This window comes from Pseudomonas quercus, from assembly GCF_012033695.1.
GTDB lineage: Bacteria > Pseudomonadota > Gammaproteobacteria > Pseudomonadales > Pseudomonadaceae > Aquipseudomonas > Aquipseudomonas quercus.
Genome location: NZ_JAAVJI010000003.1, coordinates 197,979 through 219,501, shown reverse-complemented (window position 1 = coordinate 219,501; position 21,523 = coordinate 197,979). Strand labels below are relative to the sequence as shown.

Genomic DNA, 21,523 nt, shown 5'->3' with positions numbered 1-21,523 from the left:
GGCATTTGTCTTGGCGTATGGGGCTTGTGACGATCCGCGTTAAGATACCGGCCAACTTTCCATGATCGAGGCCTTCATGAGCACTATCCGGGTAGAACGCAAGCATCAGCTGGGCAAGGAGGTCGCCAGGCAGAAGGCTGAGCGGTTGGTGGACAAGCTGGTCAGCAAGTACGACATGAATGCCGAATGGAAGGGCGATGTGGTCGAGCTCACGCGCAGTGGCGTGACGGGCCAGGTAGCCGTGGGCGAGGACAACGTAGTGGTTGAGCTCAAGCTGGGCATGATGCTGTCGATGATGGGGCCCATGATCGAGTCAGAAGTCGATCGCGCACTGGACAAGGCACTCGCCTGACCTGGGGCGTCAGCTTGCCTGTAAATACGCAGGCGTCTTTGGGCGCAAGCGGAACGATTGATCGTAAAACTCGACAAATTGCTGGTGCTGGTGGAATACGCCGCCCGCAATCAATGAGGAACGCATCAATGGCTGGCAAGAAAAAAACAGAAAAAGAAGCCGCGTCCCGTGTGGGCGGCATTGAGAAGTCTTCCCGGCAGATCTGGCTGGCCGGCCTTGGCGCTTATGCCAGGGCAAGCGCCGACGGCAGCAAGCTGTTCGACGAGCTGCTCAAGGAAGGGGAACAGGTAGAGAAGCAGGTGCGCACGCAGGCCAGCAAGCCCGCAGACAAGGCCAAGGCCAGCACCCGCTCAAAGGTAGAAGACCTGAAGGAAAAGGCGTTGGGCAAATGGGAGGCGCTTGAAGAGGCCTTCGATAAACGCCTTGATAGCGCCATTTCAAGGTTGGGCGTACCTAGCCGGCATGAAGTCGCCGCCTTGAATGAAAAGGTGGATGTACTCATGGGCGAACTCAAGCGCCTTGCCGATACCAAGGCGCCAAAGGCACCTCCAGCAGCGCCAGCGGGCCGTGCACCCAAGGCCTTGCCAGGTACGCCTGAGAAAGCCGATAAGCCTGCCGCGCCCAAGCCAGAGTTGAAAAAGGTGGTTGGCAAGGCTGCGGCCAAGCCTGCGGCCTCCAGCGCTCCCTCACCCGATGCTGACAAGAAAACCCGCTCCCGCAAGCCTGCAGTGAAAGCCGTGCCGACCGATGCTGTGCCAGCCACTGATAAGGCCGATTCGAACGCCTGAAGTGCAAACCTGGGCACGCCTCTGCTAGCAGAGCGTGGCCCAGGCGCCTCGGCCTCTTGGCGATGACCCCTAGGGCATAAACCTTACGACGGACTCCTGCGGGTCCCGGGATTTACCGGCCGCGTGCAAGGTAGAGAGGTAATCGGCCCACAGGCTGTCATGTCGAGTGGCCAGTTCGTAAAGGTAGTCCCAGGTGTACAGGCCACTGTCATGGCCATCGTCGAAGACCAGTTTAAGGGCGTACTGGCCCGCCGGTTCAACGCCCACCAGTGCCACGTTGAGTTTGCCGTACTGCAAAACAGGTTTGCCGTGCCCTTGCACTTCAGCTGAAGGGGAGTGCACACGCAGAAACTCCGCCGGCAACGTGTAGGCTTCTTCCGGGCCATAGGCCAGGCTTAGTACTTTCGACGCTTTGTGAAGCTTGATGGCGGTGGGGCGCTTGGTCATGGCAACGGCCTGGGCAGGCGGATGAAAAAGGGCCCCGAAGGGCCCCATTGGAACTGTCGAGTTACAGAATATACCGTGACAGGTCTTCGTTTTCTGCCAGCTCACCCAAGTGGCTGTTCACATACTCGGCATCGATACGGATAGGCGAACCGTTCTGCGAACCTGCCAGGTCGCCTGCACTGAAGGACACTTCTTCGAGCAGCCGCTCCAGCAGCGTATGCAAGCGGCGGGCGCCGATGTTTTCCGTTTTTTCGTTCACCTGCCAGGCAATTTCGGCCAGGCGCTTGATGCCGTCACCCTGGAATTCGATGTCCAGGCCTTCGGTTTTCAGCAATTCCCGGTACTGTTCGGTCAAGGAAGCATGGGGTTCGCTGAGAATCCGCTCGAAGTCGCCTGGGGTCAGCGCTTTGAGTTCAACGCGAATGGGCAGCCGGCCTTGCAGTTCGGGAACCAGGTCACTGGGCTTGCTCAAGTGGAAAGCACCCGAGGCAATGAACAGGATATGGTCTGTCTTGACCATGCCCAACTTGGTGTTCACGGTGCAGCCTTCAATGAGTGGCAGCAGGTCCCGTTGAACGCCTTCGCGGGAGACGTCGGCGCCACCTACGTTGCCGCGCTTGGCGACCTTGTCGATTTCGTCGATAAACACAATGCCATGCTGCTCAACGGCTTCCAACGCCTGGGCCTTGAGTTCTTCTTCATTCACCAGGCGCCCGGCTTCTTCGTCACGTACCAGCTTGAGGGCTTCCTTGACCTTGAGCTTGCGGGCCTTGCGCTTGCCCTTGCCCATGTTGGCAAACAGGCTCTGCAACTGGTTGGTCATTTCTTCCATGCCTGGCGGGGCGGAAATGTCCACGCCCATCACTTCAGCCACTTCGATCTCGATTTCCTTGTCATCCAGCTGGCCTTCACGCAGGCGCTTGCGGAACAGCTGGCGGGTGTTGGAATCGCTCGGCGAAGGGTCTTCATTGAAGCCTACGCGCGCGGGTGGCAACAAGGCGTCCAGGATACGTTCCTCGGCGGCATCCTCAGCGCGGTGCTGTACCTTGATCACCTCCTGCTCGCGCAGCAGCTTCATGGCGGCATCGGCCAGGTCGCGGATGATCGACTCTACATCGCGGCCCACATAGCCCACTTCAGTGAACTTGGTAGCTTCTACCTTGATAAACGGCGCATTGGCCAGCTTGGCCAGGCGCCGGGCGATTTCGGTCTTGCCCACGCCAGTAGGGCCGATCATCAGAATGTTCTTGGGAGTCACTTCTGCACGCAGCTCGGCCGGCAACTGCATACGGCGCCAGCGGTTACGCAAGGCAATGGCGACGGCGCGCTTGGCGTCGTCCTGGCCAATGATATGGCGGTTGAGTTCGTGGACGATCTCGCGGGGGGTCATGGACATGGCGTTAAAGGCCTCGGGCATGTCACTGCGCGAGGTCCTGCTCCTCAATGGTCAGGTGATGATTGGTGAACACGCAAATATCGGCAGCAATGTTCAACGCAGACTCGGCAATTTCCCGGGCGGAAAGATCCGTCTTGTTCAATAGCGCGCGTGCGGCTGCCTGAGCGAAGGCGCCACCCGAGCCCATGGCGATAAGGCCATCTTCAGGCTCTACTACGTCGCCATTGCCTGTGATGATCAAGGAGGCATCCTTGTTGGCAACGGCGAGCATGGCTTCCAGGCGGCTGAGCGAGCGGTCGGTACGCCAGTCTTTGGCCAGCTCAACGGCGGCACGTACCAAATGCCCTTGATGCTTTTCCAATTGCGCTTCAAAGCGCTCGAAGAGGGTGAAAGCATCGGCGGTTGCGCCGGCAAAGCCAGCGATGACCTGGCCGTGGTACAGGCGGCGAACCTTCCGGGCGTTGCCTTTCATCACGGTATTGCCGAGGGAAACCTGGCCATCCCCGCCCATGACGACTTTGCCATGGCGGCGGACTGAAACGATGGTGGTCAAGGGAACGTCCTCACGCTGCGGGGCGAAACTGCCCAATGCAGACAGAGATGGGGACGGGAGGAAGGAATTTCAACCAAGGGCCATGCCACAGTTCGCGGGCTGCGCCCACTCCTACACCGCATGCCTGGTGTAGGAGCGGGTGTAACCCGCGAATCCACGGTTACTGGCGGCTTTGCCGCTGTTGTAGCAACAGGTTGTTGAAACCGCTACCGGCGAGCATCTTCTGCGCCGAGGTAAGCTGCTCCCGGTTGCTGAAGGGGCCTACCAGTACGCGATACCAGGTTTCCTCTTTAACAGTGCCCGACTCCACCTGCACGGCCTGGCCCAGCAGAATGATCTGCGCTCGGACCTTGTCGGCGTCCGTTTGCTTGCGGAAAGAACCCGCCTGCAGATAGTACTGGGTGGTAGCGGCCGGTTTGATCACGGCTGGCGCCGGGGGCGGCACCTGGCCCGAAAGCGCCGCCTGGGCACGGGCGGTATCGATTTTGGCCGCTTCAGCCGGAGTGACAGGCGGTTGTGCCGGAACCGGTGGTGTTTTTTCCGGTACGGCCTCAGGCGGCACAATGACTTCCGATTCCGGCAGCAGCGTATAGAAGTCGTATTTGGGCTTGATCTTCTCTGGGCTGGGCGGCGTTTTTTCCTCGGCGGCCTTTGTTGCCACCTTCTGATCTTCGGGCTTGACCCGCTTCACGTCCGTTCGGCCGGGTTCAAGCTTCATCAGAAAGACGATGAATGCGCCGACCGACAGGCCAATGGCCAGCCATAGCCAGCCAGGCACAGGCTTTTTGGCCGGTGCCTGGTTACGACTGGCACCACGCTTGGGTGCAGGTTTTTTTGCCGCCAACTTACATGCGCTCCAGTGTTTCCAGGCCCAGCAATTCCAGGCCCTGTTTCAAGGTAAGGCCGGCCAGTGCCGCCAGGCGCAGCCGGCTTTGCTGCTGCGCGGGGCTGTCGGCCGCAAGAATAGGGCAGTTCTCGTAGAAGCTGGAGAACAGGCCGGCCACGTCATACAAGTAGCTGCACAACACATGCGGGGTGCCTTTGTCGGCAACGTTGCTGAGCGTTTCCCCGAACTGGGCCAGCCTGGCGGCCAGCTCCTGCTCCTGTGGTGCTTCGAGCACTATTTTACCGTCTGCTTCGTCAAAACCCTTGCCCAGTTTGCGGAACACACCGGCCACGCGGGTATAGGCATACAGCAGGTAAGGGGCGGTATTACCTTCGAAATTGAGCATCTGATCGAAGTTGAAGCTGTAATCGCTGGTGCGGTGCTTGGACAGGTCTGCATATTTCACTGCGCCGATGCCTACCACCCGAGCAATGTCACGCAGACGGCTTTCTTCCAGGCCCGGGTTCTTTTCCTTCACCAAGGCATAGGCGCGCTGTTCGGCTTCGTCCAGCAGGTCGATCAGCTTCACGGTGCCGCCATCGCGGGTCTTGAAAGGGCGACCATCGGCGCCGTTCATGGTGCCGAAGCCCATGTGTTCGGTTTTCATGCCGTTGGTAATAAAGCCTGCCCGGCGCGCTACTTCGAACACTTGTTGGAAGTGCAGTGCCTGGCGCTGGTCCACGAAGTACAGGGCGCGGTCTGCCTTGAGCACACTGCTGCGGTAGCGAACGGCTGCCAGGTCGGTGGTGGCATACAGGTAGCCACCGCCGGCCTTCTGAACGATCACGGGCAACGGGTTGCCTTCGGCGTTCTTGAATTCGTCCAGGAACACGCACTGCGCGCCCTCGCTTTCCACCAGCAGGCCCTTGGTTCGCAGGTCCGCTACCACACTGGGCAGGTCGTCGTTGTAGGCGCTTTCACCCATCACATCGTTGGGCGTGAGGTGAACGTTCAGGCGCTGGTAGGTTTTCTGGCAGTGAGACAGAGAAATTTCATTGAAACGCTTCCAAAGGCGCAGGCAGTCCGGGTCTCCAGCCTGCAGCTTCACAACGAGGCTGCGTGCGCGTTCGGCAAACGCCTCGGACTCGTCGAAACGCTTTTTAGCGGCCCGGTAGAAGTTTTCCAGGTCCGACAGCTGATCGCTGTCGGCCGGGCTTTCCTCCAGGTAGGCCAGCAGCATGCCGAACTGCGTACCCCAGTCGCCTACGTGGTTCTGGCGGATAACGGTATCGCCCAGGAACTCCAGCACATTGGCCACCGCGTCGCCGATGATGGTGGAGCGCAGATGGCCCACGTGCATTTCCTTGGCCAGGTTGGGGGCCGAGAGGTCGACGACCACGCGCTGAGGGGCACTGGCTTTACGTACGCCCAGCCGGCGGTCGGCCAAGGCAGCATCCAGGCGAGTGGCCAGCGCTTCGGTGTTCTGGAAGAAATTGATAAAACCTGGGCCAGCAATTTCGGCCTTGCTCAGTTGCGGGTCGGCGGGCAGGGCAGCGATAAGCTTCTCGGCCAGGTCCCGGGGCTTCATGCCAGCGGGCTTGGCCAGCATCATGGCAATGTTGCTGGCGAAGTCCCCGTGGGTCTTGTCGCGTGTGTTTTCGACCTGGATCGCGGGGGCAAGCCCGGCAGGCAGCACACCGTCCTCAACCAGGCGGGCAAGGGCGTGTTGGATCAGCAGGCGAAGGGTGTCTTTCATTGTCGTCTCGTGTGCTGCTAGGTGCGCGGGTGGAAAAACGGAGCATTATCCGTTCATGGGGCGGGCTTGCCAACCTTCGTAGCCATTCAATAGAGGTCGATGGGGTCTATGTCCAACGACCAGCGTACTTGGCGGCCGCCTGGCAGTTGCTCCAGTTGCAGCACCCAGGCGCTGAGCAAGCGATGCAAAGGAGCTCGGGTGGTTGCCTGCAGTAACAGCTGGGAGCGGTAACGGCCTGCACGGCGCTCCATAGGGGCAGGCACCGGGCCGAGCAACTCTACGCTGGGCACGCCAAGGGTATCGCGCACCCGCTCGGCCTCCACGCAGGCCTGCTCTAGAAAAGCTTCTGCCTGGCCGGGTTTGTGGGCTTCGGCCCGCAGCAGTGCCAAGTGGCAGAAGGGTGGCAGGCCTGCGGCCCTACGCTCGCTCAACGCTTGCGCCGCGAAGGCGCCGTAGCCTTCTTCAGTCAACTGTACCAGTAGGGGGTGGTCAGCCATGTGGCTCTGGATGATGGTGCGCCCAGGTTGCTCCGCACGGCCGGCACGCCCGGCTACCTGTACGATCAGCTGCGCCATGCGCTCGGCGGCGCGGAAATCTGCCGAGAACAGGCCACCGTCTGCGTCCAGAATGGCCACCAGGGTCACGCGAGGAAAGTGATGCCCTTTGGCAAGCATCTGGGTGCCCACAAGAATGCAGGGGTCACCCCGTTGCACGCGTGCGTAGAGCTGGGCCATAGCGTCCTTGCGTGAGGTGCTGTCGCGGTCTACGCGCAATACCGGCACCTGGGGAAACAGGGTGCTGAGCCGGTCCTCTGCGCGCTCGGTGCCTGCCCCCACCGGCCGTAGGTCCACCGACTGGCAGGCCGGGCACTGGCGGGGCCGGGGCGCGGAATGGCCGCAATGGTGGCAGCGTAGTTCGCCCGAGCGCAGGTGAACCGTCATGCGGGCATCGCACAAGGGGCATTCAGATAACCAGCCGCAGTCGTGGCACAGCAACGTAGGCGCGAAGCCACGGCGGTTGAGAAAGACCAGCACCTGCTGCCCTTGAGCCAGCACTTGACCAATAGCTTGCTGCAAAGGCGGGCTCATGCCGCTGTCCAGGGGCCTGCTCTTCACATCCAGGCGAAGGTAGCGTGGCGGCAGCGCCCCGCCGGCGCGGTGGTCCATGCGAAGCAACCCGTACCGGCCGCTGTGAGCATTCTGCAGGCTTTCCAGGGAGGGCGTGGCCGAGCCCAGCAGCACTGGAACGTTGTCCAGGCGACCTCGAACGATCGCCAGGTCACGGGCATGGTAGCGAAGGCCTTCCTGCTGTTTATAGGAGCTGTCGTGCTCCTCGTCGACAATGATGATGCCGGGGTTGAGCAAGGGGGTGAATAACGCTGAGCGGGTGCCGATGACAATGTCCACGTCACCGTCACGTGCGGCTACCCACACGTCCAGGCGGTCACGGTCGTTCACGGCCGAATGCATAAGGGCGATACGGGCATTGAACCGTTGCTCGAACCGTTGTAGCGTCTGCGGCCCTAGGTTGATCTCTGGAATAAGCACCAAGGCCTGTTTGCCCGCCTCCAGTACGGCGTGGATCAGTTGCAGGTAGACCTCGGTCTTGCCGCTCCCGGTCACGCCGGCCAGCAGAAAGGCATGGAAATGCCCGAAGCCTGCCTTCACTGCCTCAAACGCGCCTCGCTGCTCAGTGTTCAGTGGCAGTTCCGGTTGTGCCAACCAGTGTGCCTGGCGGCGCGCTGGCGCATGGCTGCGTATTTCTACCTGGGCCAGCCCCTTGGCGAGCAAGGCATCCAGGGCCTCCCTGGCCAGGCCGAGGCGAGGTAGCAGCGAGTGGGCGACACCGTGGGGGTGTTGCGCCAGCGCTGCAAAGGCCTCGCGCTGGCGAGGCGCACGTGCCATACGGGCATCATCGGCACGCACTTGGGGGGCCGCTGCCCAGAACCGCTCCTGCCGTGCTTCTGCAGGTTCCCCTTGGCGCAAAAGGCTTGGTAGCGCCCAGGCCAGCGTGTCGCCAAGGCTGTGCTGGTAGTATTGGGCGGTCCACACGCACAGGTTGAACATGCTGGCCGGGATGGGCGATAGATCGTCCAGCAGTGCCTTGGCGGTTTTGAGCTTGTCGCGGGGCACGTCGGTGTGGTCACTCACTTCCACCAGCACGCCGATCATTTCGCGCTTGCCGAACGGCACGCGCCACCGCATCCCCGGTTGCAGGGTCTCGGCACGCACAGTGGCCGGTGCACGGTAATCGAACAGGCGGCGCAAGGGCGAAGGCAGGGCAAGGCGAAGGATGACGTCGGGCACGGTGTGTTCCATCTGGCAGGCCAGGAAAGCCTAACACTTGAGTTAGACCACCGGTATCCCGCTGCGCTTGCGTGATTGCACGACTCTGTTAATATGCCGCCCCCAGTATGTGCGGTATCCGGCAATGGTGTCGGGTGGCGGCACGACAATCGAGGAATTACCATGAAGCCTGAAATTCATCCGAAATACGAAGCCATCGACGCTACCTGCAGCTGCGGTAACGTGATCCACACCCGCTCCACCCTGGGCAAGCCACTGAGCCTGGACGTGTGCAACGAGTGCCACCCGTTCTACACCGGCAAGCAGAAAATGCTGGACACCGGCGGCCGTGTTGATCGCTTCAAGCAGCGCTTCGGCGTGTTCGGCGCCACGAAAACCAACTAAGGGTTTTCGTGCTGGAGTGCCCCAACGGTGCTTCCAGGCTGATCAAAAAGGCGTCCCTTGTGGGCGCCTTTTTTGTGCCTGCGATTTGCCCCAAATGATGAGAATGGCTGGCTGTACAGAGGGCTACCGATGTTTCGCCAAGCCTGTGTTGTATAGCGTCAGGTTTCTACCACCTGAGCCGAAAGTCGTAGGCGCAGAGCCTTGACAGCGGTGACCGGGTAGTCTTGTCGCGACTTTCCTTTGTGCGTATCCTCGGCGATCCGAAAAGCCCAACAGTCAAGCGGAACGCCATTATGTCAGACCTGAAAACTGCCGCTCTCGAATACCATGCAAGCCCTCGCCCCGGTAAATTGAGCGTCGAGCTCACCAAGCCTACCGCCACTGCTCGTGACCTGTCGCTGGCCTACAGCCCAGGCGTCGCCGAGCCTGTACGCGAAATTGGCCGTGACCCGGAACTCGCTTACAAATACACCGGCAAGGGCAACCTGGTTGCAGTGATCTCTGACGGCACCGCCATTCTTGGCCTGGGCAACCTTGGCCCGCTGGCTTCCAAGCCGGTGATGGAAGGCAAAGGTGTTCTGTTCAAGCGCTTTGCAGGCGTGGACGTGTTCGATATCGAAGTCGATGCTGAAAGCCCCCAGGCGTTCATCGACACGGTGAAGCGTATCTCCATCACCTTCGGCGGTATCAACCTTGAAGACATCAAGGCGCCCGAATGCTTCGAGATCGAGCGCGCGCTGATCGAACAGTGTGATATCCCGGTCTTCCACGATGACCAGCATGGCACCGCGATCGTGACGGCAGCCGGTATGCTCAATGCACTGGAAATTGCTGGCAAAACGCTCGAAGACGCCAAGATCGTCTGCCTGGGCGCAGGGGCGGCGGCTATCTCTTGCATGAAGCTGCTGATCAGCATGGGCGGTAAGGTCGAGAACATCTTCATGATCGACCGTGTAGGCGTGATTCACTCTGGCCGTAATGACCTGAACCAGTACAAGGCGGTGTTCGCGCACGAAACCGATAAGCGCAGCCTGGCTGATGCCCTGGACGGTGCCGATGTGTTTGTCGGCCTGTCCGGCCCTAACCTGCTCAGTGCTGAAGGCCTCAAGAGCATGGCTGCCAACCCCATCGTGTTCGCCTGCTCCAACCCAGACCCAGAGATCGCCCCGGAACTGGCACACGCCACCCGCGATGACGTGATCATGGCCACCGGCCGTTCGGATTACCCGAACCAAGTCAACAACGTGCTGGGCTTCCCCTTCATTTTCCGTGGTGCCTTGGACGTACGCGCCAAGCGCATCAACGAAGAAATGAAGATCGCCGCCGCCTACGCCCTGCGTGACCTGGCCAAGCTGCCGGTGCCTCAGGACGTGTGTGATGCCTACGGTGTGGCAAGCCTGAGCTTTGGCCGCGAGTACATCATTCCAAAGCCTCTGGACGTGCGTCTGATCGAGGTGGTGTCCGATGCTGTCGCCAAGGCGGCCATCGAGACGGGCGTGGCTACCCTGCCATACCCAGCCAACTACCCGCTCAAGAGCGTGGATGACGTGTTCAAAGGCTGATACCTGCCTGCAATAGAAAACCGGCCTTGATGGCCGGTTTTTTATTGCAGAAATACTGCTGGGTATATCTGGTTCGCCCGCTGTGCGGGCTCCCACAGTGTCATGTCAACCCGCCCAGGGGCACCTGCCCCTCAGTTAGAACAGGTCCATAGGCGCGGCTTCGTCGGCTGGCAACGGGCTGCCGGGTGCCGAGCCATTGCCCAGTTCATTGACAGAGGGTGGCGTGTCCTCGCTCTTGAAGAGTTCGAAATACGCATTGGGCGTGGACGGGGTAGCGGCACGGCCGCTGACCGGGTCTACCCTGAGGCTTACTATGCCCTCAGGCTCTGCCTGGGTATGCGGCGGCTTGTCCTTGAGCGCTGCGCCCATATAGCTCATCCAGATAGGCAGCGAGACCGTACCACCGAACTCTTTATGGCCGAGGGTTTCCGGCTGGTCGAAGCCTGTCCACACAGTGGTCATGTAATCGGCGTTGTAGCCAGAGAACCAGGCGTCCTTCGAGTCATTGGTGGTACCGGTCTTGCCAGCGATGTCTGGCCGGTTCAACGCCAGCGCCCGGCGCCCGGTGCCCTTCTTGATCACGTCCTGCAGCATGCTGGTAAGGATATACGTAGTACGCCCATCCACCACGCGTGGTGCGAAGGTGGGTGTAGAAGGCGTGGGCATGCTGTTGCCCGGCTGCACATCGTTACCAATGGCTATTGTCGCCGGCTGGGCGGCAGGTTCACTGGCTTCCTGAGCCTGAGTGGGCACTACAGGCGGCGTAGCTGTAAACAAGGTATCGCCACTGCGGCTTTCGATTTTCTGGATCAGGTACGGGGTGACCTTGAAGCCACCATTGGCGAAAGTGCTCCAGCCCGTTGCGATTTCCATCGGCGTGAGGGTAGCCGTGCCTAGCGCCAGCGACAGGTTGCGCGGCAGGTCCTGGCGATTGAAGCCAAAGCGCGTGATGTAGTCGATAGTGCGATCCACGCCTAGGCTTTGCAGCACACGGATGGACACCAGGTTGCGCGACTTGTACAACGCTTCGCGCAGCCGAATCGGGCCCAGGAACGTGTTGGTGTCATTCTTTGGCCGCCATACCTTGTCCAGGAATTCGTCCACGAACACGATAGGCGCATCGTTCACCAGGCTGGCAGGGGTATAACCGTTATCCAGCGCCGCGCTATAAATGAACGGCTTGAAGCTGGAGCCGGGCTGGCGCTTGGCCTGCATGGCACGGTTGTAGTTGCTCTGTTCGAAGGCGAAACCGCCAACCAGCGCCTTGATGCCACCGTCGTGAGGGTCCAGCGACACGAGCGCGCTCTGGACGGTCGGTACCTGGCTGAATTTGAGGCTGCCATCGGCCAGGCGCTGTACCCGAACCAAGTCGCCAATCTGGGCAACATCTGCCGGCTGCCCAGGTGCACGGCCCTGGCTATTGGTATTAATGAACGGGCGTGCCCATTTCATCGTTTCCCACGGCACGTGTTCGTCTTTGCCGTCCCTGTTCAGCACGGTCAGGCCGGCCTTGTCTACGCGTGTGACAATAACCGGCTCCAGCGTGTTCAGCGTACGCTGGCGAGCCAGCTCTGCCATCCAGGCCTCGCGTGTCTTGCCTGGCAGGCGCGATTCCGGCCCACGGTAGCCATGGCGTTCGTCGTAAGTGACCAAGCCATCAAGCACAGCCTTGTTGGCATCTTCCTGCAGCGTGCTAGGCACCGTGGTCGTTACGCGGAAGCCTTCAGTGTAGGCGTCGCTACCATAACGGCCGACCATTTCGGCACGGGCCATTTCGGCAATGTAAGGTGCATTCACTTCTGGCGTAGGAACGTGATAGCTGGCATTGATTGGCTCGGCCAGCGCAGCCTGGTAGCTGCCCTCATCAATTTTGCCCAGCTTGTACATGCGCCCCAGAATCCAGTCGCGGCGTTCCTTGGCGCGAACCGGGTTGGCCAGAGGGTTGAAGCGCGAGGGTGCCTTGGGCAGGCCTGCGATCATGGCCATCTGGGCCAGGCTGCACTCGCGGATGGACTTGCCGTAATACACCTGTGCTGCGGCTTCGATACCGTAGGCACGGTTACCCAGGTAGATCTTGTTGACGTACAGCTCAAGGATTTCATCCTTGCTCAACTGCCGCTCGATTTGCAGGGCCAACAGAATTTCATTGGTTTTGCGTGAGAAGCTGCGTTCGCTGCTCAGGAAATAGTTTTTAGCGACCTGCATGGTGATCGTACTGCCGCCGGTCTGGATGTGACCGCTGCGTACCAATTGGCCAGCAGCCCTTACCAGGCTTGATGGGTCCACACCATAGTGGTTCTCGAAGTTGTCATCTTCAGCCGATAGCAGAGCTTGAATGAAGTGAGGCGGAATATCGGAAAACTTGATGGGCGACCGACGCATCTCACCAAATTCTGCTATCAATTTGCCGTCGCTGCTGTAGACCCGTAAAGGAATTTGCAGCTGAACGCTCTTGAGGGCCTCCACGGAAGGCAGGCCGGGGCTAAGATACAGATACGCGCCGCTCAGAACGAGCAGAAGCCCGCATACGACCGCGAGGGTGGACCAGCAGAAAAACTTGAGCAGGCGGATCAAGGCTTTCGGATTTCCAGTAAGAATAAGGGCTTGGCGCTTTAAGTGAGCCAAGGCAGAAAATGCGCCCGGCATTATAAGCATTTTGTAGTGGAGCGTCATTTGCGCTTCTGTCAAGACTGCTATTAAATGCCGTTATCATCAACGGTCCGTAAGCCTCGGATAGTGCTAGGGAATTGGGCAGTGCTAGGACTTTTCAGCAAGAAAGCGAACTCGCTTCTGGGGATCGACATCAGTTCCACCTCGGTCAAGCTGCTGGAGTTGAGCCGGGTTGGTGACCGGTTGAAGGTGGAGTCATATGCCGTTGAACCCCTGCCTGCCAATGCCGTTGTAGAAAAGAACATCGCCGAACTCGAAGGTGTGGGCAATGCCCTGATGCGTGTACTGGTAAAGGCCCGTACGGCCACGCGTGGTGTGGCCCTGGCAGTTTCCGGCTCGGCCGTCATTACCAAGTCCATCGAAATGGATGCGGGCATGACCGACGACGAAATGGAGAACCAGCTCAAGCTTGAGGCAGACCAGTACATCCCCTATCCCCTGGAAGAAGTCGCCATCGATTTCGAAGTCCAAGGCCCTTCTGCTCGGAACCCTGAGCGCGTAGAGGTGCTGCTGGCCGCCTGCCGCAAGGAGAACGTGGAAGTTCGCGAAGCTGCCCTGGCTGTGGCGGGCCTCAATGCTCGGGTACTGGATGTGGAAGCCTACGCCCTGGAGCGAGCGTTCGGGTTACTGTCGCCGCAGCTAGGCAATGGCGACCATCCGCTGACGGTCGCCATTGTGGACGTAGGTGCCACTATGACCACCCTTAGCGTGATTCATAACGGCCGCATCATCTATACCCGCGAGCAGTTGTTCGGAGGGCGCCAGCTGACCGAAGAAATCCAGCGCCGTTATGGCCTGAGCATGGAAGAAGCAGGGCTGGCCAAGAAACAAGGTGGCTTGCCAGACGATTACGTGGCCGAGGTGCTGCAGCCATTCCGCGAAGCGGTGGTGCAACAAGTGTCTCGCTCCTTGCAGTTCTTCTTCGCAGCAGGGCAGTTCAACCAGGTCGACTACATCATGCTCGCCGGGGGCACAGCCTCGCTGGCAGGCCTGGACCAACTGATCCAGCAGCGCATAGGCACGCCTACACTGGTAGCCAACCCCTTTGCAGACATGGCACTCAACAGCAAGGTCAATGCCGGTGCATTGGCCAGCGACGCGCCCGCGTTGATGATTGCCTGCGGGCTGGCGTTGAGGAGCTTTGACTGATGGCACGCATCAACCTGTTGCCTTGGCGTGACCAGCAGCGCGAGGAGCGCAAGAAACAATTTCTGATCCTGTTGGCGGCGGTCGTGCTGCTGTGTGGCGGGATAGTCTTTCTGATGGACCAGTACATAAAGGGGCAGATCGACGGCCAGGTGGCGCGCAACAACTACCTGCAGGCCGAAAATACCAAGCTCGACCAGCGCATAAAGGAAATCAGCGAGCTGAAAACCCGGCGCAAGCAATTACTGGCCCGTATGCGCATCATCCAGGACCTGCAAGGCAATCGCCCCATCATTGGCCGCGTATTCGACCAATTAGTGCGCACATTGCCCGACGGCGTGTATTTCACCGACGTGAAAATGAACGGCAAGCAGATCGACATTGCCGGGGCTGCCGAATCCAACAATCGGGTATCGGACCTGATGCGCAACCTGGACGCCTCGCCTTGGCTGGAGGCACCTAGCCTTACCGAGGTCAAGGCCAAGACCGATGCTGAGACCGACCAGACCAACCTGTTCCAGCTGTCCGTTCGGCAGACCGCGCCAACGGTGGAGGAGGACGATAAATGAACCTCTCTGGATGGCTGGACAGCCTGCGCAAGGTCGAGCTGAGCGAGCTGGACATCAACAACGTAGGGTCCTGGCCGGCGCCGGTAAAAGGCATCGCGGCGGTATTGCTCGGGTTGCTGTTGCTGGGGCTGGGCTATTATTTCCATATCGAGGACCTTGAAACGGAGCTGGACAGCCAGGTGCTGCAGGAGCAGACCCTGCGGTCGCAGTATTCGACCAAGGCCTTCCAGGCGGCCAACCTGGATGCCTACAAAGTGCAGATGCAGGAAATGGAAACGTCGTTCGGTGCCATGCTGAGGCAGTTGCCCAGTGACACCGAGGTTCCGGGCCTGCTGGAAGACATTACGCGTACGGGCCTGGGGGCAGGCCTGGAGTTCGAGGAAATCAAGCTGCTGCCTGAAACAGCGCAGCAGTTCTATATCGAGCTGCCGATACAGATCACGGTGACAGGCAGCTACCATGACCTGGCAACTTTCGTAAGTGGTGTGGCCAGCCTGCCGCGAATCGTGACGCTGCACGACTTTGATGTAAAACCGGCCGAGGAAGGGAGTACCTCGCAATTGCGCATGCAGATCCTTGCCAAGACCTACCGCTATAACGACAAGGGGCTGCCTCAATGAGGGCCTGGTTCACTGCAGGGCTGACAGTGGCACTGCTGGCGCTTTCAGGGTGCGACGGCGCTAACGATCACACTGATATCGACGCGTTCATCAAGGAGGTCAACGAAAAGCCCAAAGGCACGATCGAACCCATCCCCAGGTTTCAGACATACCAGGCTTTCACGTACCAGGCCTCGAACATGCGGAGCCCGTTCCAGCCACCGGTCAGGGTGGAGCAGGCAGAGAAACAGAAAGGCTCGCGCAACGTACACCCAGATCCGAACCGCGTGAAGCAGTTCCTCGAAGGCTTCAATATCGAGGATTTCGAAATGGTGGGGATTCTGGCCAACGCTTCAGGCAAATTCGCCCTGATGAAAGGCGGTGGGGGGGTCCACAGGGTCAAGGTGGGCGACTACCTTGGCCAGAACGACGGCAAGATAACTGCCATCAGCGACACAGAAGTCGATGTCATGGAGCTGGTTCCAGACGGCGAAGGGGGGTGGCTTGAACGGCCACGTGCCATTCTGCTCAAGGAACCTTCCTGACAGGTCGGTCAAGCAAGCTCAGTGGAACCAAACAATGAACAGGATTTTCTCCGCCTTTGGCCTCGCGCTGGTCGCGTTGCTGGCATCTCCGGCCCTGCTGGCGGCCACCCTCAAGACGCTCGACGTGGCCGCCTTGCCGGGTGACCGCGTGGAACTGAAGCTGTCCTTCGACAGCCCGGTGACCTTGCCGCGCGGCTATACCACCGAGGACCCTGCCCGTATCGCGCTGGATTTCCCCGGTGTTGTAACGGCGGTTGCCAACCGCAGCCGTGACCTAGGGGTAGGGAATGCGCGAACCCTGTCACTGATCGAGGCCAAGGACCGTACCCGCCTGATCGTCAACCTGGCGACGCTGGTGCCTTACAGCACGCGTGCCGAAGGCAACAATGTATTCGTATTGATTGGCCAGGGCGCCAATGCCGTACAGGCTTCCCGGCCCGCAGCACCTGGAGCGGCCACTGCTGCTCGCCCGGCTGCCGCCTCTGCAAGTACCTCCCGGTCATCTACGCCTGTGCCCGTTGGCAAGGCCATTCGCAGCGTGGATTTCCAACGGGGGTCATTGGGCGAGGGCAATGTGGTCATTGACCTGAGCGATCAAGGCATCAGCCCTGATATCAAGGAGCAAGGCGGCAAGATCATCGTTACCTTCGCCAATACTGCCTTGCCCGACCCGCTGCGCCTTCGCCTGGACGTGAAGGATTTCGCTACCCCGGTGCAATACGTGAGTTCCACGGTAGCCGGCGGTAACGCCACGGTGACCATCGAGCCTTCCGGCGCCTTCGATTACTCCGCCTACCAGGCCGAGAACAAGCTTACGCTCAGTGTTCGCCCGTTGACCAACGAAGACCTGCAACGGCGCAATGCCGACCGGAACGTTTACACCGGCGAAAAGCTTTCGCTCAATTTCCAGGACATCGACGTGCGCTCGGTGCTGCAGCTCATTGCTGACTTCACCAACCTCAACCTGGTGGCCAGCGATACCGTTCAGGGCGGCATTACCCTGCGCCTGCAAAACGTGCCATGGGATCAGGCGCTGGACCTTGTGCTGAAAACCAAGGGCCTGGATAAACGAAAGATCGGCAATGTGTTGCTGGTAGCGCCCGCTGACGAAATCGCCGCCCGCGAGCGCCAGGAGCTGGAGTCCCAGAAGCAGTTGCAGGAGCTGGCTCCCCTGCGGCGCGACCTTATCCAGGTGAACTATGCCAAGGCCGCTGACATTGCCAAGCTGTTCCAGTCCGTCACGGGCGCCAAGGACAACGCAGATGTACGCGGTTCCATCACGGTCGATGACCGTACCAACAGCATCATCGCCTACCAGACTCAGGACAGCCTCGATGAGCTGCGGCGCATTGTGGCGCAGCTGGACATTCCTGTTCGCCAGGTGATGATCGAGGCCCGCATCGTGGAGGCCAACGTAGGGTATGACAAGGCCTTGGGTGTGCGCTGGGGCGGTACATCCAGAGGCCACGGTAATACGACCATCTATGGCCTGGACAACAATGGCGATGAGGCCGGCAACACCGGTAGCGACGTTGGTACCAATGTGCCCTTCGTCGACATGGGGGTTACCGACGCCACCTCCGGCATTGGCCTGGGCTTTGTGACCAGCAACACGCTGATCGACCTGGAACTCAGCGCCATGGAAAGCACCGGCAACGGCGAGGTGGTATCACAACCCAAGGTGGTCACCTCAGACAAGGAAACGGCCAAGATCCTCAAGGGCCAGGAAATCCCTTATCAGGAATCCAGCTCCAGCGGGGCGACGACCGTTTCTTTCAAGGAAGCCGCTCTGTCGCTTGAGGTCACGCCCCAGATCACGCCTGATAACCGTATTATCATGGAAGTGAAGGTGACCAAGGATGCTCCGGATTACCTCCGGCAAGTGCTGGGTGTTCCACCGATTGACAAGAACGAAGTGAACGCCAAGGTGCTGGTCAATGACGGTGAAACCATCGTGATCGGCGGTGTGTTCTCCAACAACCAGACCAAAACCACGGATAAGGTGCCATTTCTCGGCGATGTACCGTATGTTGGCCGACTATTCCGCCGAGACGTGGTCTCGGAATCCAAATCCGAGCTGTTGGTGTTCCTGACTCCGCGTATCATGAATAACCAGGCGATTGCTGTGAGTCATTGATGCTGTGCGAAATCTGATACTCGTTGGGCCGATGGGCGCAGGGAAAAGCACCATCGGCCGTTTGCTGGCCAAAGAACTGCGCTTGCCCTTCCGGGATTCCGACAAGGAAATCGAGACACGCTGTGGTGCCAACATCCCCTGGATCTTCGATCAGGAGGGTGAGGCCGGCTTTCGTGAACGGGAACATGCCATGCTGGCCGAACTATGCGGCCATGACGGTGTGGTGTTGGCTACGGGCGGAGGCGCTGTGATGCGAGACGCCAACAGGCGCATCCTGCGCACTGGCGGCAGGGTGGTGTATCTTCACGCTTCCGTAGAGCAGCAGGTAGGGCGCACTGCGCGCGACCGGAACCGGCCGCTGTTGCGTACCGCCAACCCCGAAGCGACGCTGCGAGCCCTGTTGGAGGTTCGCGACCCGCTGTACCGGGAGATCGCCGACGTGGTGGTCGAAACCGATGAGCGGCCTCCCCGGATGGTAGTAATGGATATTCTCGACCGCCTGAGGCACCTGCCGCCTCGGTGATATTTTCGGCCCACTGGATGAGCGGCCCAACGCCTGGATTTGCAAAACGATGCACACACTCAAGGTTGAACTGGCTGAGCGTAGCTATCCGATTCATATCGGCGAGCACCTGCTGAGCACTCCCGAACTATTCCTGCCCTACTTGGCTGGGCGGCAGGTGGCGATTGTCACCAACGAAACGGTCGCGCCGCTGTATCTGGAGCAGTTGAGCAAAGCGCTGGAAGGCTGTTCGGTGCTTCCGGTTGTGCTGCCTGATGGCGAAGCCCACAAGAACTGGGAAACGTTGCAGCAGATTTTCGATGCGCTGTTGGGGGCACGCCATGACCGTCGTACCACGATTATCGCCTTGGGCGGGGGAGTGGTTGGCGACATGGCCGGTTTTGCCGCCGCGTGCTATCAGCGTGGGGTGGACTTCATCCAGGTACCCACGACGTTGCTCTCCCAGGTGGACTCTTCGGTGGGCGGCAAGACCGGCATCAACCACCCGTTGGGCAAGAACATGGTGGGCGCGTTCTACCAGCCACAGGCCGTTGTGATCGATACGGCCACCTTACGCACACTGCCGCCACGGGAGCTGTCCGCAGGGTTGGCGGAAGTCATCAAGTACGGGCTGATTCATGACCTGCCGTTTCTGGCCTGGCTGGAAGAAAACATGGCCGCGCTGGTGGCTGTGGACCAAACGGCACTGACCGAAGCCATTAGCCGCTCATGTGCTGCCAAGGCAGTGGTGGTGAATGCCGATGAGCGAGAGTCCGGTGTTCGCGCTACCCTGAATCTCGGCCATACGTTCGGCCACGCTATCGAGACCCAGATGGGTTATGGTGTGTGGCTTCACGGGGAGGCAGTGGCGGCAGGCACGGCCATGGCGCTTGAGATGTCCATGCGCTTGGGCTGGATCGATGCCGCGGCCCGCGACCGTGGCATTCGCTTGCTGGTGCGTGCTGGCTTGCCCGTGGTGCCGCCGGTTGAAATGAGCGCCGATGATTTCCTTCGCCACATGGCTGTAGACAAGAAAGTGCTTGATGGGCGTATGCGTCTGGTGCTGCTGCGTCAATTGGGCGAGGCCGTTGTGACGGATGACTATGCCCCCGAGATACTCAAGGCCACGCTGACGGCGGATTACAGCGCTATTGTGGCTCAGCTTCGAGGTTAACGAGAGTTCGATGACAAGTTTGCATGCCGATGAGGCCTTCCTCGGTCACTACCAGTTGGAACACGACCCCTTCGCTGCAAGGGTGCCTGGTTTCAAGTTCTTTCCTGCCCAGCGCAAGCCGGTACTTGGTCAACTGCACCACTTGGCGCGCTACAGCCAGTTGATGCTGGTGGTAACCGGCCCACATGGGAGCGGGAAGACCCTGCTGCGCCAGGCCCTGGTTGCCAGTACCAACAAACAGTCGGTTGTCAGCGTTGTGATCTCAGCACGCGGCGCCGGCAGTGCAGCAGGCGTATTGAGCCAGATTGCACAAGGTACGGCCACGGGCGAAGCGGAGGTAGACAGCATCCTCAACCGCGTTGTGCAGCTGGGCCTTACCGGGCAGGAAGTTTACCTGCTGGTGGACGATGCGGAACAACTCGACGAATCCGGGCTCGAAGCCCTGCTGGAGCTAGCAGGTGGCGTGCCTGAAGGGCGCCCGCACGTATTTCTGTTCGGCGAGCCGTCGGTAGTACCGGTGCTGGAGCAGCTGGATGCTGGCCCCGAGCGTTACCACGTCATCGAGCTTCAGCCTTACACTCTGGAAGAAACACGTGAATACCTGGCACAGCGCCTGGAAGGTGCTGGTAAAGGTATTGCATTGTTCAGCAACGAGCAGATCGCGGACATTCACGAATCCTCTGCCGGGTGGCCTGGGCCTATCAACCAGGCCGCGCGGGATTCGCTGATCGAGGCAATGATCGCCAGTCGCTCCGCGGGTAAGCGACCCTCCATAGGACTAAAAATGCCTAAGAAATACCTGCTGGCCCTTTCTGCTGTAGTGGTGATTGTCGTCGCCGCCGCAGGCTTGCTATCGGGTCATAACAAGGCGCCAACGCCCGGCGCCGAGCAGGCCCAGTTACCTTTGGGCCAAGGTCAGCCTGGCAGTGCGCAACCTAACCAGGACGGCAACCCTGCCATCGAGTTCGCTGGCAACTCCAAACCCCTGCCGCTCAACGGTCAGCCTGTAATGCGTGAGCCTTTGGCCTCTGCAGCAGGGGCTGAAGACGACGACGCACCGCCTGTAGAAGATACAGGGTCTGATCAACCACCTATGGTCACTACCAGTGCACCGCCTGCGGGTGCTACACCAGGCCCGGCCACTACGCCTGTGCCCGTGCCTGCCACGCCGCCAGCCAAGCCAGTAGAGCCCGCCGTAGCGGCAAAACCGGCTCCGGCCCCCAAACCGGCACAGCAACTGGCCATGGCCAAGCCTGCACCCGTTAAGCCGCCTGTTGAGAAGGCTGTCGAAAAACCAGTCGCCAAAGACCTGGGCGCCAGCTGGTATACCGCGCAGTCGCCTGGTAACTATGTCGTGCAGATATTCGGCACCAGTTCCGAAAGCGCTGCCCAGTCTTACGTGCGTGAGCAGGGCGGCGAATACCGCTACTTCAAGAAAACACTGCAAGGCAAGCCACTGTACGTAGTTACGTATGGCAGCTTTAGCAACCGCTCTGCAGCGGTTGATGCCATCAAGAACTTGCCAGCGAAGGTTCAGGCTGGTAAACCTTGGCCTAGAACTGTCGCCAGCGTCCAACAAGAGCTTGCTTCAGCCCGCTGAAGGCCCAGCGGCGCCATCCGCGCCGCTCTCCTGACGTCCCCGAGTCAACTCAAAGCCCACTGCGCACCCCGCCGTGGGCTTCGTGCCCTTCAAAGTGCCCGCCGGCCACAAGCCCTCTGATGCGAAGCCAATAATCCATTGACTCAGGCTGCCCTGCTACATCATAAAGGCAGTTAATTTCGTTCAGATTGGCGACATCAAAATACATTGG

At 60.0% G+C, this 21,523-nt stretch carries 19 protein-coding genes; 12 read left to right on the top strand and 7 right to left on the bottom strand.

Annotated features, from left to right (window positions below; translation table 11 throughout):
• Positions 1 to 76 precede the first annotated feature (76 nt).
• Together HBH25_RS07380 and HBH25_RS07375 are read left to right on the top strand one after the other, a co-directional pair.
• Positions 77 to 352, top strand: a complete 276-nt coding sequence (locus HBH25_RS07380) for a polyhydroxyalkanoic acid system family protein (RefSeq protein ID WP_168083031.1) — start codon at positions 77 to 79, stop codon at positions 350 to 352.
• Positions 353 to 480: 128 nt separating this feature from the next.
• A complete protein-coding gene (locus HBH25_RS07375; protein ID WP_168083029.1) occupies positions 481 to 1,140 on the top strand; it encodes a phasin family protein in 660 nt (219 codons plus the stop codon).
• A gap of 69 nt (positions 1,141 to 1,209) precedes the next feature.
• Here the strand turns inward: HBH25_RS07375 and HBH25_RS07370 are convergent, their stop codons facing one another.
• The 6 genes from HBH25_RS07370 to HBH25_RS07345 form a co-directional block, all read right to left on the bottom strand.
• Positions 1,210 to 1,587 carry a gamma-butyrobetaine hydroxylase family protein gene (locus HBH25_RS07370; RefSeq protein ID WP_168083027.1) on the bottom strand — a complete coding sequence of 126 codons (378 nt, stop codon included), beginning with the start codon at positions 1,585 to 1,587 and terminating at the stop codon, positions 1,210 to 1,212.
• Positions 1,588 to 1,648: 61 nt separating this feature from the next.
• Positions 1,649 to 2,983, bottom strand: a complete 1,335-nt coding sequence (gene hslU, locus HBH25_RS07365; RefSeq protein ID WP_168083509.1) for an ATP-dependent protease ATPase subunit HslU — start codon at positions 2,981 to 2,983, stop codon at positions 1,649 to 1,651.
• Positions 2,984 to 3,005: 22 nt separating this feature from the next.
• Positions 3,006 to 3,536: an ATP-dependent protease subunit HslV gene (gene hslV / locus HBH25_RS07360; protein ID WP_040260526.1), complete on the bottom strand. Its 531-nt coding sequence runs from the start codon at positions 3,534 to 3,536 to the stop codon at positions 3,006 to 3,008.
• A 160-nt stretch (positions 3,537 to 3,696) separates the two neighbouring features.
• Positions 3,697 to 4,380, bottom strand: coding sequence for an SPOR domain-containing protein (locus HBH25_RS07355; RefSeq protein ID WP_168083025.1), 684 nt, complete (start codon positions 4,378 to 4,380; stop codon positions 3,697 to 3,699).
• Position 4,381: 1 nt separating this feature from the next.
• Entirely contained in the window at positions 4,382 to 6,118 is a 1,737-nt protein-coding gene (gene argS / locus HBH25_RS07350) for an arginine--tRNA ligase (protein WP_168083023.1), read from the bottom strand.
• Between the two features lie 86 nt (positions 6,119 to 6,204).
• Complete coding sequence (locus HBH25_RS07345; protein ID WP_168083021.1) at positions 6,205 to 8,424, bottom strand: primosomal protein N'; 2,220 nt, start codon at positions 8,422 to 8,424, stop codon at positions 6,205 to 6,207.
• Positions 8,425 to 8,586: 162 nt separating this feature from the next.
• On the opposite strand from HBH25_RS07345, the gene rpmE reads away from it, so the two are divergent.
• Both rpmE and HBH25_RS07335 read left to right on the top strand, forming a co-directional pair.
• Complete coding sequence (rpmE, locus tag HBH25_RS07340; RefSeq protein WP_168083019.1) at positions 8,587 to 8,808, top strand: 50S ribosomal protein L31; 222 nt, start codon at positions 8,587 to 8,589, stop codon at positions 8,806 to 8,808.
• A 293-nt stretch (positions 8,809 to 9,101) separates the two neighbouring features.
• Positions 9,102 to 10,370, top strand: coding sequence for a malic enzyme-like NAD(P)-binding protein (locus tag HBH25_RS07335; protein ID WP_168083017.1), 1,269 nt, complete (start codon positions 9,102 to 9,104; stop codon positions 10,368 to 10,370).
• A 135-nt stretch (positions 10,371 to 10,505) separates the two neighbouring features.
• On the opposite strand, the gene HBH25_RS07330 is transcribed toward HBH25_RS07335, so the two are convergent.
• Positions 10,506 to 12,944 carry a penicillin-binding protein 1A gene (locus HBH25_RS07330; protein WP_168083015.1) on the bottom strand — a complete coding sequence of 813 codons (2,439 nt, stop codon included), beginning with the start codon at positions 12,942 to 12,944 and terminating at the stop codon, positions 10,506 to 10,508.
• A gap of 180 nt (positions 12,945 to 13,124) precedes the next feature.
• Between HBH25_RS07330 and HBH25_RS07325 the strand changes: the two genes are divergently transcribed.
• From HBH25_RS07325 to HBH25_RS07290, 8 genes are read left to right on the top strand one after another with little or no spacing between them, the layout of a single operon-like run.
• Positions 13,125 to 14,189: a pilus assembly protein PilM gene (locus HBH25_RS07325; RefSeq protein ID WP_168083013.1), complete on the top strand. Its 1,065-nt coding sequence runs from the start codon at positions 13,125 to 13,127 to the stop codon at positions 14,187 to 14,189.
• Entirely contained in the window at positions 14,189 to 14,755 is a 567-nt protein-coding gene (locus tag HBH25_RS07320; RefSeq protein WP_168083011.1) for a PilN domain-containing protein, read from the top strand. The genes HBH25_RS07325 and HBH25_RS07320 overlap by 1 nt, the downstream gene beginning before the upstream one ends.
• Positions 14,752 to 15,375 (top strand): type 4a pilus biogenesis protein PilO, encoded by a 624-nt coding sequence (gene pilO, locus HBH25_RS07315; protein WP_168083009.1) that lies wholly within the window; start codon positions 14,752 to 14,754, stop codon positions 15,373 to 15,375. Before HBH25_RS07320 ends, pilO begins: the two co-directional genes overlap by 4 nt.
• Positions 15,372 to 15,899 carry a pilus assembly protein PilP gene (locus HBH25_RS07310; protein WP_168083007.1) on the top strand — a complete coding sequence of 176 codons (528 nt, stop codon included), beginning with the start codon at positions 15,372 to 15,374 and terminating at the stop codon, positions 15,897 to 15,899. Before pilO ends, HBH25_RS07310 begins: the two co-directional genes overlap by 4 nt.
• Before the next feature lie 34 nt (positions 15,900 to 15,933).
• Positions 15,934 to 18,036: a type IV pilus secretin PilQ gene (locus HBH25_RS07305; protein ID WP_168083005.1), complete on the top strand. Its 2,103-nt coding sequence runs from the start codon at positions 15,934 to 15,936 to the stop codon at positions 18,034 to 18,036.
• Between the two features lie 4 nt (positions 18,037 to 18,040).
• Positions 18,041 to 18,559, top strand: coding sequence for a shikimate kinase AroK (aroK, locus tag HBH25_RS07300; protein WP_168083003.1), 519 nt, complete (start codon positions 18,041 to 18,043; stop codon positions 18,557 to 18,559).
• A gap of 49 nt (positions 18,560 to 18,608) precedes the next feature.
• On the top strand, positions 18,609 to 19,712 hold the full coding sequence (gene aroB, locus HBH25_RS07295; RefSeq protein WP_168083001.1) for a 3-dehydroquinate synthase: 1,104 nt from the start codon (positions 18,609 to 18,611) through the stop codon (positions 19,710 to 19,712).
• Positions 19,713 to 19,722: 10 nt separating this feature from the next.
• Positions 19,723 to 21,312: an AAA family ATPase gene (locus tag HBH25_RS07290; protein WP_168082999.1), complete on the top strand. Its 1,590-nt coding sequence runs from the start codon at positions 19,723 to 19,725 to the stop codon at positions 21,310 to 21,312.
• Positions 21,313 to 21,523 lie beyond the last annotated feature (211 nt).